We start from the raw sequence: 12,929 nt of genomic DNA, 5'->3' as shown, positions 1-12,929 counted from the left end.
CGGACCGGCGGACCATGGTCATCGTCGGCGGCGGCCTGGGCGGGCTCTCCACGGGCTGCTACGCCCAGATGAACGGGTACCGGTCCACGATCCTGGAGATGCACGAGCTGCCGGGCGGCTGCTGCACCTCCTGGGACCGCGGGGCCTTCACCTTCGACTGCTGCGTGAGCTGGCTGCTCGGCTGCGGCCCCGGCAACGAGATGCACCGCATCTGGCTGGAGCTGGGCGCCCTCCAGGGCAAGCAGGTACGGCACTTCGACGTCTTCAACACCGTCCGCGACCAGCAGGGCCGCGAGGTGCGCTTCTACTCCGACCCCGACCGTCTGGAGGCCCACCTGCTCGCCATCTCCCCGGCGGACGCCCGGCCGATCCGGCGGTTCTGCGCCGGGCTGCGGGCCTTCAGACGGTGCCTGCGGCACTACCCGTTCCTCACCCCCGTCGGCCTCATGCCACCCCTCGAACGGTGGCGGATGCTCGCCCGCTTCGTGCCGTACTTCCCCGCCATCCGCCATGCGATCAGCACCCTGATGACGGACTACTCGGCGCAGTTCCGCCACCCGCTGCTGCGTGAGGCGTTCAATTACATCCTCTTCGAGAAGCACCCGGCCTTCCCGGTGCTGCCGTTCCTCTTCCAGCTCGCCTCCCACGCCAACCTCTCCGCCGGGGTGCCCGAGGGCGGCTCCCTGGGGCTGGCCCGCTCCATCGAGCAGCGCTATCGGCGGCTGGGCGGCGAGATCCGGTACAACGCCAAGGTGGTTGAGATCCTGGTCGAGCGGGACCGGGCGGTCGGGGTGCGGCTCAGCGACGGGCGCGAGATCCGCGCGGACATCGTGGTCTCCGCCTGCGACGGGCGGACCACGCTGCTCGACCTGCTGGGTGGCCGCTACCTCGACGACACCTACCGCGAGCTGTACACCAGGACCATCGACGAACCCGGAATGATCTTCCCCGGCTATGTCACGGTCTTCCTCGGACTGCGCCGCCCCTTCCCCGCCGCGGCGCCCTGCACGACGTACCTGCTGGACGACGCCCGCGCGGCCGACCTGGTCGGTATCCGGCACCCCAGCATCAACGTGCAGTTCCGCAGCGCCTACTACCCCGAGCTGTCGCCGCCCGGCTCCGCGGTGGTCTACGCCAGCTACTTCAGTGATGCCGCCCCGTGGCGGGAACTGAGCACCGGCGAGGAGCAGACCAGCCGGGTGCGGCGCGGGCAGGAACTGCACACCCTGCCGGTCGGCCGGGGCCGCGCCTACCAGCGGGCGAAGCGCAGGGTGCGGGACACGGTCGTCGGCCTGCTGGACGAGCGGTACCCGGGCCTCGCGTCGGCCACGGCGGTGCGGGACGTGTCCACGCCGCTGACACAGGTGCGCTACACCGGCAACCACGACGGCACCGTGCTCGGCTGGCAGCCGTTCGTGGCGGGCGGCGAGACCATCGAGAAGCAGATCAAGCGGTACGGCCCCACGCTGCCCGGCCTGCGGAACTTCTACCTCTCCGGCGTCTGGGCCACCACCGGCGGCCTCATCAGGGCGGCCGCGGCCGGGCGGCACGTCATGCAGTTCGTCTGCCGGGATGACGGCAGGACGTTCCGTGCGAGCATCGACGAGACCGCCGCCCCGCCCACCCATGTGGTGCTGCCCGTCGGTCAGTGGGAGGGTGCGTCGAAGACACAGCCGCCGGCGACCGGACCGCGAAGGGACCAGTAATGACCAAAGCACCCGAGGTGGGCTCCGCCGCACCGGACTTCACCCTGCCGGGCCTGCTGCTCGGGCCGGACGGCGCCGAGCGCGGCGAGTACCGGCTCGCCGACGCCAAGGGGAGCCCGCTCGTGCTGGTCTTCTACCCCGGCGACGACACCATGGTGTGCACCAAGCAGTTGTGTGCGTACACCTCCGACCTGGATCGGTTCCGGGACCTCGGAGCGGACGTGTGGGCCATCAGCCCGCAGGACCTCGACAGCCACGAGCGGTTCGCGCGCAAACGCTCGCTCGCCTTCCCGCTGCTGGCGGACGGCGGCGAGGCAGTGGCGGCGTCCTACGGCATCACGGCGCCGGGTGTGGGCCTGCGCCGCTCGGTGTTCGTCCTGGACGGCGACGGCATCGTCCGCTGGCGTCACATCGCCCTGGTGGGACTGACGTTCCGCAGCAGCGACACCCTCGTGGAACAACTCGCGCTGCTGCGCGACGGTCGGTGAGGGGCCGCCGGGCGTACGGCGGGGCACGCGCCGGGCGGTGAGCGGCCAGGTCCAATGCGGTGCGGGCGCGCCCGGTGGGGCGGGCGGCGCTCGGCGCGGTGCGGCGCACTCGGTGTGGCGGGATGCGCCCGGCGTGGCGAGGGCGCACTCGGTGGGGTGAGGCGTGCTCGGTGGGGGCGAGCGCACTCGGTGGGGACAGGGCGTACTCGGTGGAGGCGACGACCCACTCGGTGGGGTGAGGCCGCTCCCGGCTCGGTGAGGCCTGCCCCCGCGGGATCCCTCGCGAGGCCTGCCCCCGCGGAGGGATTCCGCTACCAGGCGACCGGCAGCTCCGCCACGCCGCCCTGCTGCACATACGGGGCATGGCCCGGCACCTGCCCGGCGGGCACCGCCAGCCGCAGCGCGGGAATGCGCCGGAGGAGGGTGGTGAGCGCGATCTCCAGCTCGGCACGGGCGAGGATCCGGCCGATGCAGCTGTGGATCCCGTGCCCGAACGCGGCGTGGCGCCCGGCCGCGCGGCGGATGTCCAGGGTGTCTGGCTCCGCCCAGACCGCGGGATCCCGGTTCATCAGCATCGTCGAGACGATCACGCCCTCGCCGGCCCTGATGGTCCGCCCGGCCACCGGAATGTCCTCCACCGCCACCCGGGGCAGTCCGTCGGCGACCGACACGAGCCGGGTCAACTCGTCGACCGCGGTGGCCACCAGCGAAGGATCCGCACGCAGCCTCCATAGCTGCTCCGGGTGCTCCAGCAGGACGAGCACGGCGGAGGCGAGGGTGGTGGCCGTGCTCTCGGAGCCGCCCAGCAGTACCACGCAGGTCATCGCGACCTCGTCATGGCTGAGCCCCGGGTCGGTGGCGCGGTGCGCGATCAGGTCGTCGATGAGCCCTTCGCCGGGCTCCCGTTCGCGCGCGGCGACCAGGCCGGTCAGGTACCGCCGGATCTCGGCGAAGGCCTCCTCGGGCGTGCCGTCGCCGTCGTCGCGGGGCGGGGAGAGCATGCGCCGGGAGCGGTCCGCGAACCAGGAGTGGTCCCGCTGCGGGATGCCGAGGGCCGCGAAGGTGGTGGCGAAGGTCAGCGGCATCGCGTAGGCGGTCACCAACTCGGCCTCGCCGCCGTCCGCTCCGCCGCCGGCGGCGAGCATCGCGTCGATCAGCTCCCGCGCGGCCCGCTCGATGCCGGGGCGCAGCTCCGCGACCCGCCGGACCCCGAAGGCGGCGGCCACCCGTCGGCGCTGCCTGGCGTGCTCCGGATTGTCGGCGCCGACCAGCGGAAGCACCACGCGCTGCGCGCGCTGCTGCACTTCCTGACGCTCCGTGAAGTAGGGGAAGGCGGGGTGCAGCGCATCGGAGGACAGCCGCGGGTCGAGCAGCAGGGCGCGCCCCTCGGTGTACCCGGACACCAGCCACACCTGCCGTCCGTCGTACAGCCTCACCCGGGACAGGGGACCCTCGTCGCGCAGGCGCGCGTAACCGGGCGGCATCTGGTACGGGCAGACGCGCTCCATCGGGAACGCCGGGGCCGGGTCGGGGTCCGGTGGGGCCGGCTCGTCGTCCGGTGAGGCCGGTTCGTCGTGCGGTGGGGCTGAGCCGGGGTGCGGCGGGGGCGGGTACGGGTCCGACGGGGTACTGGTGGCTGCCACGGCTCTCCTCACTCCGCTCGGCACCACACTCGGCCTCTCATCGCACGGACACCAGACGGAGCGAGGGAAAACCCCTCGTATGTGTGTCATTCCGGCCTCGGGGAACGCTCGGGCACCGCGGCGCGCCGCACGTCGTGATCGCCGCGTACACCCTGGCGGGGCACCCTCTGGCAGCGGTCCACGCCGACGAGCCCGGGATCGCCCCGCCGCAGCCATCGAGTCCGCCCCTCGCTCACCCGGCGGCTCGCCGCCGGGTGCGAAGGCCTGCTGCTTCGTGGGTGATCGCAGCGTCCCGGTCACGAGGGGGACTGGGCGAGGAGCCGCTCGGCCAGCAGCAGGGCGCCGATGACGGCCATCGCCGCGCCGGAGCAGCGAGTCACCGTTCGGGCCATCGCCGGCCTGGCCCGTAGCAACAGCCGTGCCATGGTGCCGACGCCCGTGTAGACCACGGCGCAGTTGGCCGTGTGCACCAGGCCCAGCAGCGCGATCTGCGCCGCGAACGGCCAGGTCGTGTCGGGGGCGATGAACTGCGGCAGGAGAGCCAGGAACAGCAGCAGCCCCTTCGGGTTGAGGCCGCTGACTCCGGCGCCCCTGGCGGCTCGCCGCAGCCACGAACCGGCGCTCTCGTCGGCTCCGGCCCGGGGCGTGGAGGGGCGGGTCAGCGTGGCTGTCCCCAGCCAGACGAGGTAGAGCGCGCCGACCGCCGTGAGCGCGGTCAGCACCCAGGGGGAACGGGCCGCGAGCGCGCCCACTCCGGCCGCGACGACCGCGGTCAGCGCGAGGTAGCCGACCAGCAGACCGCCCACGGCCGGCAGGATCGTCCGGTCCCGCAGCCCGGCCGCGATCGCGTATGACCAGTCCGCGCCGGGCACCAGCACCAGCAGGAACGACACCGCCCAGAACGCGGTGACGCCACCGACCGCCATGGCGGTCTCCTCTCGTAGTCCGCGGGTCTCGTGCGTCTGTGAGAGGCGAGATTAGGCGATTTCCACCAGAAGATGTTTCCAATGTTTCCACGCTGAGCCGGGTTGAGTGGAAGGATCTTCCCCATGGATGAAGTGGACCGGAGGATCCTTGCCGAGCTGCAGCGCGATGGGCGGCTCACCCTCACCGAGTTGGCAGAGCGGGTGCGCCTGAGCGTCTCCCCCTGCCACCGCCGCCTGCGTGCTCTGGAGCGCTCCGGCGCCATCACCGGCTACCGCGCCCAGCTCGACGCGGCCGCGCTCGGCCTGACCTTCGAGGCGCTCGTCTTCGTGACCATGCGATATGAGGACCGCGAGACCATCTCCGCCTTCGAGTCGGCCGTCGCAGCCGTCCCCAACGTCCTCCAGGCGCAGCGCCTGTTCGGTGACCCGGATTACCTCCTGCGCGTGGTCACCCGCGACCTGACCGCCTATCGGGAGCTCTACGACGAGCGCCTGGCGACTCTTCCCGGGGTCCAGCGCCTCAGCTCCACCCTCGTCATGAAGGGCGTCGTCGAAGCCCGTCCCCTGCCTCTGTGATCAGGTGCCGCGACGTGGTCGCCTCACCCGCTGCCGGGGACGGGCGAGTCCACCGGCGAAGCCGGCCCTTCGATCCCGGCCAGGTGCCCGGCCGCGGGAAGGCGGATGGTGAAGACGGAGCCGTGGCCGGGCCGGCTCGTGGCGGTGATGTCGCCGCCGTGGGCCTCGGCGAGCTTGCGGGCGATGGACAGGCCGAGGCCGCTGCCCCCCGTGTGGCGGTTGCGGGACTTCTCCGCCCGCCAGAAGCGCTCGAAGACGTGCGGGAGGTCGTCGGCGGCGATGCCGGTCCCGGTGTCGGCGACCTCGATCAGGGCGTGGTCGCCGTCGTCGCGGCAGGTGAGCGTGACGGTGCCGCCGGGCGGGGTGTGCCGGACGGCGTTGGACACCAGGTTCCCGACCACCTGCCGCAGCCGTACCGGATCCGCGGTGAGGGGCGCGGTGGCGCCGGGCCGCACGGCGAGGGTCACACCGGTGGCGTCGGCGGTGGCCTGGTGAGCGGTGGCGACCTGCGCGAGGACGTCGGCCGGGTCGACCGGTTCGGTGCGCAGCCGCAGCTCTCCGGCATCGGCGCGCTCCAGGTAGCGGCGTATCAGCTCGGCCTGCTTCGGATCGTCCTCCGCCACCAGGACATGTGCGGACATGCGGGCGAGTCCAGGCCAGCGCCCGGGGCCGGAAGAGGTCCCGACGGCAGAGGCGAGCGCCGTGCGGCGCACCGCACCGGACTGCGCCGCGGCCCCGTGCGGGAGCGCGGGGAACAGGGAACAGCGCGCCCAGCCTCTCCCGGCCGGTGGCCGGGAGCCAGAGCGCAACGGGCCCGGCCGGTTGCCCCGTCCGGGGATCCGAAGATCCCGCGGTGGTCCGCTAACGGAGGGACTTGAGCTCGATCGCCGGGCAGCGGTCCATGACCATCTCCAGGCCCGCGGCGCGGGTGCGCGCGTACGCCTCCTCGTCGACGACCCCGAGCTGGAACCAGACTGCCTTCGCGCCCTTGGCGACGGCGGCGTCCGCCACGGCACCGGCGAGGTCGCTGTTCACGAAGACGTCCACGACGTCGACGTCGAAGGGAATGGCGTCGAGGGACGGATAGCCCTGTTCCCCGTGCACGCGCTCGGCCTTCGGGTGCACGGGGACGATCCGCTTCCCGTGGCGCTGCAGGACCTGGGCGACTCCGTAGGCCGCCCGTCGCTCGTTCGAGGAGAGGCCGACGATCGCCCAGGTGTCTCCGAGCTCGTCGAGGATCTTGCGGATCGTCCTGGTGTCGCTGTGCACGCTGTGCCTCCACGGGTCGGATGTCACCGCACCATGCCAACGGCCGACGGCTGCCCGCCATTCCTGAGCGGTCCTCGCGAGCCGGCGGGCGCGGCGCCCCGGCCGCGACGAAGGACCGCGCCCCGTGGTTCCCCCGGCCCGGCCGGCGCATACGCTGGGCGGATGCCGGACGAGTACCGCACCCTGGCCCGCGAGGGCAGTCACGAGACCGAGGTCAACCGCTCGCGCTTCCTGTGCACCCTCGCGCCCGCCGGCACCGAGCGGCAGGCCCAGGAGCTGATCGCCCGCGTCCGCGGTGCCAACGCCGACGCCAACCACAACTGCTTCGCCTACGTCATCGGCGCCGACGCCTCCGTGCAGAAGGCCGGCGACGACGGTGAGCCGGGCGGCACCGCGGGCGTCCCCATGCTCCAGATGCTGCTCCGCCGCGACATGCGGTACGTCGTCGCCGTGGTCACCCGGTACTTCGGCGGGGTGAAGCTCGGTGCCGGGGGCCTGATCCGCGCCTACGGCGGCGCGGTCGGCGAGGCGCTGGACGCGCTCGGCACCGTCACCCGCAGGCGCTTCCGGCTGGTCACCGTCACTGTCGACCACCAGCGCGCCGGCCGCCTCCAGAACGATCTGCGCGCCACCGGGCGCGACATCCGCGACGTCCGCTACAGCGAGGCGGTCGACCTCACCGTCGCGCTCCCGGACGCCGACGTCCCCGCCTTCCGGGACTGGCTCGCCTCGGCCACGGCGGGCGCCGCCCGGCTCCGCCTCGGCCCGGAGGCCTACGGAGAGGTCTGACCGGTCCGCGCCGGGCGCGGGGCCGGGGGAACCGCCCGGCGATCGGGACGCGTCCGCCCGGCCGCGGCTCCCCGGCCGGCACGGCGGGGTCCTGCAACAGGCGGGTGGTGCACCCCTGACCGTGCGCCGCGGAGGCGCGGGGGGCGGGGCGCGGTCAGAGGCGGCGGGGCGCTGTCAGTGGTGGCCGATAGGGTCGGGGACCGTGAGGTTGCTGCATACGTCGGACTGGCACCTGGGACGCTCGTTCCACCGGGTCAGCCTGCTGGACGCCCAGGCCGAGTTCGTCACGCACCTGGTCGACACGGTCCGCGAACGGGCCGTGGACGCCGTGCTCGTGGCGGGCGACGTCTACGACCGGGCCGTACCGCCGCTCGCCGCCGTCGAGTTGTTCGACGACGCGCTGCACCGGCTGGCCGCCCTCGGCGTGCCCACGGTCATGATCTCCGGAAACCACGACTCGGCCCGCAGGCTCGGCGTCGGCTCCGGGCTGCTCGGCCGCGCCGGCGTCCACCTGCGCACCGACCCCGCCCGCTGCGCCACCCCCGTCCTGCTGTCCGACGAGCACGGGGAGGTGGCCGTCTACGGCCTGCCGTACCTCGAACCCTCCCTGGTGAAGGACGAGTTCCAGGTGACAGGACCGAGCCACGAGGCGGTACTGGCCGCCGCCATGGACCGCATACGCACCGACCTCGCAGGCCGGCCCCCCGGCACCCGCTCCGTGGTGCTGGCGCACGCCTTCGTCACCGGCGGAGAGGCCAGCGACAGCGAGCGTGACATCACGGTCGGCGGCGTCGCCGCGGTGCCCGCCGGTGTCTTCACCGGCGTCGACTACGTCGCACTCGGCCACCTGCACGGCAGCCAGACCATCACCCCCCGGGTGCGGTACGCGGGCTCCCCCCTCGCCTACTCCTTCTCGGAGGCCGCCCACCGCAAGAGCATGTGGCTCGTCGACCTCGCGGCCGACGGTGAGGTGACCGCCGAGCGCGTCGCATGCCCGGTGCCGCGCCGGCTCGCCCGCATCCGCGGCCGCCTGGACGACCTGCTGGCCGACCCGGCGCTCGCCGGGCACGAGGACGCCTGGGTGGAGGCCACCCTGACCGACCCCGTCCGGCCCGCCGAGCCCATGGCGCGGCTGGCCGAGCGCTTCCCCGGCGTCCTCAGCCTGCTCTTCGCCCCGGAGCGGCCCCCCGGCGATCGGGACGTGTCCTACGCCCGGCGCCTCGCCGGCCGCGACGACCAGCAGATCGCGGAGGACTTCATCGCCCACGTGCGCGGCGCGGGCCCCGACGAGGACGAACGCACCGTGCTGCGCGAGGCGTTCGACGGCGTCCGTGCCGAGGACACGCTGCGGGAGGTGGTCCGGTGAGGCTGCACCGGCTGCGGCTCACCGCGTTCGGGCCCTTCGGCGGGCGCCAGGAGGTGGACTTCGACGCCCTGTCCGCCGCCGGCCTGTTCCTGCTGCACGGCCCCACCGGCGCCGGCAAGACCTCCGTCCTCGACGCCGTCTGCTACGCCCTCTACGGCTCGGTGCCCGGCGCCCGGCACACCGGCGGCCAGGGCGGCGGGCTGCGCAGCGACCACGCCGACCCCGGCACGCGCACCGAGGTGTGCCTCGAGTTCAGCGTCGCCGGACGGCGCCTCGAAGTGACCCGGCAGCCTCCCTGGGAGCGCCCCAAGCGGCGCGGCAGCGGCACCACCACCGACAAGGCGCAGAGCGCCCTCAGGGAGTACCGCGCGAGCGAGGGCACCTGGCGCGACCTCAGCCGCTCCCACCAGGAGATCGGCGAGGAGATCGGCGCCCTGCTCGGCATGAGCAAGGAGCAGTTCTGCCAGGTCGTGCTGCTGCCCCAAGGGGACTTCGCGCGCTTTCTGCGGGCCGACGCCGAGGCCCGTGGCCGGCTCCTCGGCCGGCTCTTCGACACCCGCAGGTTCGCCGCGGTGGAGCAGCACCTGGCAGAGCGCCGCCGGGCCGGCGAGGCCGCCGTCCGCGAGGCGGACGCCGAGCTGCTGGCCGACGCCCACCGCATCCAGCAGGCCGCCGGTGACGCCCTCGAACTCCCGCTGCCCGACGCCGCACCCGGCGACCCCGGCCTCGCCGAGACCCTGCTGACCTGGGCCGCCGTCGCCCGCAGCAGCGCCCGCGAGGTGCTGACCGTCCGAGCGGCCGCCCTCTCCGCAGCCGAGACCGCGGCCGCCTCCGCGGCCGAGCGGTTGGACGGTGTCCGCGAACTCCACCGTCTCCAGCGGAGGTTCGCCGAGGCCCGCGAGCGCGCCGAACGCCTTGCCGAGGCCGCCGATGCGCACCTCCGCGACCAGCAGGCCATGGAGGGCGCCCGCAAGGCCGACACCGTGGCCCCCGCCCGCCAGCTCCGGGACGCGGCGGCGGCCGAGCACCGCGCGGCCCGCGCCGCGGAGGCACGTGCGCGTGCCGCCCTGCCGGCCGAGCTGGCCGGCGCCGGTGCCCCCGGCCTCGCCGCCGCGGCACGCAGGGCCGCGGAGGAGCTCGGCGGCCTGGAGACCGCCCGGCGCGCCGAGGCCCGCCTCGCGGAGATCACCGAGGAGCGGGCGGCACTGGACCGCCAGGAGCGCGCCGACGACGAACTGCTGGAGGAGGCCGGCGCCTGGCTCGCCGACTGGGAGCCGACGAGGACGGCACTCCAGGCCGCCGTCGACACCGCACAGGACGCCGCCGCCCGCTCCGAACAGCTCGCGGGCCGGCTGGAGGCGGCCGAGGCACGGCTCGCCGCCGCCCGCCGCCGCGACCGCCTGGCCGGGGCGGCTGAGGCCGCCCAGGAGCAGGTCCTCGCCGCCCGCGAACGCGCCACCACCGCCCGCGAGTACTGGCTCGACCTCAAGGAGCAGCGCCTGCGCAGCATCGCCGCCGAGCTGGCCGCCGGCCTTGTGGACGGCCGCCCCTGCGACGTCTGCGGCGCCACCCGGCACCCCAGCCCCGCCCGCAAGGCCGCCGGTCATGTCGACGCCCGCGCCGAGGAGGCCGCCCTCGCCGCCCACCAGCGCGCCGAAGAGGCCCGTGCCGAGGCGGAGCGGACGCTGAGCGAGGCCCGGGAAGCCCTCGCGGCCGCCACCGCCGAGGCGTCGGCGACCCCCACGGAGGACCTCGCGGAGGAGACCGAGGACCTGCGGCGACAGCACGCGGAGGCGCACCGCGCGGCCTGCGGGGTGCACGCCGCCCGCGAGGCCTTGGCCCACGCCGAGCAGGAGCACGGCCGCAGACTCGCCGCCCAGCAGGAGGCCGCCCGCCGCGCCGCCTCCCGCGCGTCCCTGCGCGACGTGCTGGACCGCGAACGGGTCACCCTGGAAGCGGAGCTGACCCGCGCGCGGGGGGACGCGGACAGCGTGGCCGCCCGCGCCCGCCGCCTGGAGCGCCGAGCCGCCCTGCTCACGGACGCCGCGGACGCCGTACGCACCGCCGAGGACACCGCCCAGCGGGTGAAGGACGCCGACGCCCGCCTCGCCGACGCCGCCTTCCGCGCCGGGTTCGACACCCCCGAGGCCGCCGCCGACGCGTTCCTGAACCCGGCCCTCCAGCGCGAGCTGCAGCGCCGGCTCGACGCCCGGCGGCAGGACGAGGCGGCCGTGCGCGCGGTGCTCGCCGAGCAGGACACCGCGCGTGCCGCGGAACGCCCACCGGCCGACCCCGGCGCAGCCGAGCGCGCCGCCGCCGGCGCGGAGACGAGGTTCCGTCAGGCCGCTTCGGCGCACGACGCCGCCGCCCGCCGCTGCGCCGAACTCGACCGCCTCTCCGCGCGCGCCGCCCGCGGGGCGCGGCGGCTCGCGCCGCTGCGCGCGGGCCACGACCGGGTCGCCCGCATCGCCGCCCTCACCGCCGGCACCTCCGCCGAGAACGAGCGCAGAATGCGACTGGAGTCCTATGTGCTGGCCGCGCGTCTGGAGCAGGTTGCCGCGGCCGCCTCGGCCCGGCTCCAGCGCATGTCCCAGGGCCGCTACACCCTGGTGCACTCCGACGACCGGGCCGGACGCGGCCGCTCCGGCCTCGGCCTGCACGTAGTCGACGCGTGGACCGGCCGCGAGAGGGACACCGCCACCCTCTCCGGCGGTGAGACCTTCTTCGCCTCGCTCGCCCTGGCGCTCGGCCTCGCCGACGTCGTCACCGACGAGGCGGGCGGCGTCCGGCTCGACACCCTCTTCATCGACGAGGGCTTCGGCAGCCTGGACGACCAGACCCTCGACGAGGTGCTGGACGTCCTGGACGCCCTCCGCGAGCGGGACCGCAGCGTCGGCATCGTCAGCCACGTCCCCGACCTGCGGCGCCGGATCCGCACCCAGCTGGAGGTGGTCAAGGGCCGCGGCGGCTCGTCCGTACGGCAGCGGGAGGGCGGGGACTGAGCATCCGTGCCCCGCTGACCCGCTGACCCGCTGACCCGGCGACCGGGGGAGGCCGGTGCCGGCCGTACGGGGGCCGGCGCGCCGCGGGGCGGCAGGGACCGGTAAGCGGGGTCGTGGTGCGCCGGGCCGGCGCGAGGGAGAGGCGGCGGTATGGAGGCGGCGGTACGGCCACGGCGCGCCGGGGGGGAAGATGGCCGGGGCCCGGCAGTGTGGCGTGTCACGCCGGGAAGAAGGCTGGGCCCCGCGCGGAAAACCGGGTGCGGACCCGCCCGCACCCCAGCAGGATGTCGGGCCATGCCCCTTCCCCCTCCGCCCACCGCTGCCGAACTCCGCCGGGACCCGCTGCCGTTGCGCGGGCGCACGGCCCTGGTGACCGGAGCCAGCCGCCGCGACGGCATCGGCTACGCCGTGGCCCGCCGGCTGGCCGCCTACGGTGCCAGTGTGTATGTGCACCACCATGTGCCGCACGACGCCGCGATGCCGTGGGGCGCCGACCGCGTCGAGGACGTGGTGGCCGGCGTCCGGGAGGCGCTGGCCGACGAGGAGGCCCTCGTCGCCGACGGCCCCGGCGACCTGGCCGATCCGGCGGCCCCCGCGGAACTGGTCGGCCGTGCCGCCGCAGAGCTGGGCGGGCGGCTCGACATCCTCGTCGCCAACCACGCCCTCAGCGGCTCCGACGGGTCCCTCGACACGATCGACGCGGCCATGCTCGACGCGCACTGGGCCGTGGACGCCCGGTCGGTGATCCTGCTCGTCCAGGCCTACGCCCGGCTGCGGGCCGCACTGCCGCCCCGCACCCCCGGCGGCCGGGTGGTGATGATGACCTCCGGGCAGGACCACGACGGCGGCATGCCCGGGGAACTGGCCTACAGCCTGCAGAAGGGCGCCCTGGCCTCCGTGACGGGCTCCCTCGCGGCCACGCTCGCCCCGCACGCCGTCACCGTGAACACCGTCAACCCCGGCCCCGTCGACACGGGCTACCTCACCGGAGAGGCATACGACCGGATCGCCGCCATGTTCCCCGCGGGGCGCTGGGGCATGCCCGACGACCCGGCCCGGCTCATCGCCTGGCTCGCCACCGACGAGGCGGAGTGGATCACCGGCCAGGTCATCGACTCCGAGGGCGGCATCGCCCGCTGAGCGGGACGTGCCCGCGCGGGCAGC

The 12,929-nt window shown here is 75.0% G+C and carries 10 protein-coding genes and 1 pseudogene; 7 read left to right on the top strand and 4 right to left on the bottom strand.

Annotated features, from left to right (window positions below; genetic code table 11):
- The first annotated feature begins 14 nt into the window (after nucleotides 1–14).
- Entirely contained in the window at nucleotides 15–1,706 is a 1,692-nt protein-coding gene (locus tag ACSMXW_RS02055) for a phytoene desaturase family protein (RefSeq protein WP_485808564.1), read from the top strand.
- Nucleotides 1,706–2,194: a peroxiredoxin gene (locus tag ACSMXW_RS02050; RefSeq protein ID WP_485803540.1), complete on the top strand. Its 489-nt coding sequence runs from the start codon at nucleotides 1,706–1,708 to the stop codon at nucleotides 2,192–2,194. Before ACSMXW_RS02055 ends, ACSMXW_RS02050 begins: the two co-directional genes overlap by 1 nt.
- A 311-nt stretch (nucleotides 2,195–2,505) precedes the next feature.
- On the opposite strand, the gene ACSMXW_RS02045 is transcribed toward ACSMXW_RS02050, so the two are convergent.
- Complete coding sequence (locus ACSMXW_RS02045) at nucleotides 2,506–3,837, bottom strand: cytochrome P450 (protein WP_485803539.1); 1,332 nt, start codon at nucleotides 3,835–3,837, stop codon at nucleotides 2,506–2,508.
- Between the two features lie 296 nt (nucleotides 3,838–4,133).
- The gene (locus tag ACSMXW_RS02040; protein WP_485803537.1) at nucleotides 4,134–4,763 is read right to left on the bottom strand and encodes a LysE family translocator; all 630 of its coding nucleotides are present in this window, start codon (nucleotides 4,761–4,763) and stop codon (nucleotides 4,134–4,136) included.
- Between the two features lie 123 nt (nucleotides 4,764–4,886).
- Between ACSMXW_RS02040 and ACSMXW_RS02035 the strand changes: the two genes are divergently transcribed.
- On the top strand, nucleotides 4,887–5,339 hold the full coding sequence (locus tag ACSMXW_RS02035) for an Lrp/AsnC family transcriptional regulator (RefSeq protein WP_485803536.1): 453 nt from the start codon (nucleotides 4,887–4,889) through the stop codon (nucleotides 5,337–5,339).
- 23 nt (nucleotides 5,340–5,362) lie between these two features.
- Here the strand turns inward: ACSMXW_RS02035 and ACSMXW_RS02030 are convergent.
- Nucleotides 5,363–5,917, bottom strand: a pseudogene (locus tag ACSMXW_RS02030) (sensor histidine kinase); the annotation flags it as partial.
- A 283-nt stretch (nucleotides 5,918–6,200) separates the two neighbouring features.
- Nucleotides 6,201–6,608, bottom strand: coding sequence for a CoA-binding protein (locus ACSMXW_RS02025; protein WP_485803534.1), 408 nt, complete (start codon nucleotides 6,606–6,608; stop codon nucleotides 6,201–6,203).
- Nucleotides 6,609–6,770: 162 nt separating this feature from the next.
- On the opposite strand from ACSMXW_RS02025, the gene ACSMXW_RS02020 reads away from it, so the two are divergent.
- The 4 genes from ACSMXW_RS02020 to ACSMXW_RS02005 all read left to right on the top strand — a co-directional run bounded on the left by ACSMXW_RS02020 (nucleotide 6,771) and on the right by ACSMXW_RS02005 (nucleotide 12,905).
- Nucleotides 6,771–7,397, top strand: a complete 627-nt coding sequence (locus tag ACSMXW_RS02020; protein ID WP_485803532.1) for a YigZ family protein — start codon at nucleotides 6,771–6,773, stop codon at nucleotides 7,395–7,397.
- A 202-nt stretch (nucleotides 7,398–7,599) separates the two neighbouring features.
- Entirely contained in the window at nucleotides 7,600–8,763 is a 1,164-nt protein-coding gene (locus ACSMXW_RS02015; protein ID WP_485803531.1) for an exonuclease SbcCD subunit D, read from the top strand.
- On the top strand, nucleotides 8,760–11,765 hold the full coding sequence (locus ACSMXW_RS02010) for an AAA family ATPase (RefSeq protein ID WP_485803529.1): 3,006 nt from the start codon (nucleotides 8,760–8,762) through the stop codon (nucleotides 11,763–11,765). The genes ACSMXW_RS02015 and ACSMXW_RS02010 overlap by 4 nt, the downstream gene beginning before the upstream one ends.
- Before the next feature lie 294 nt (nucleotides 11,766–12,059).
- Entirely contained in the window at nucleotides 12,060–12,905 is an 846-nt protein-coding gene (locus ACSMXW_RS02005) for an SDR family oxidoreductase (RefSeq protein ID WP_485803528.1), read from the top strand.
- The last annotated feature ends 24 nt before the right edge of the window (nucleotides 12,906–12,929 follow it).

It is taken from the genome of Streptomyces sp. DSM 116793, from assembly GCF_057320905.1.
Note: the sequence above shows the minus strand (reverse complement) of the source record. Positions and strands in the feature narration are given on the sequence as shown.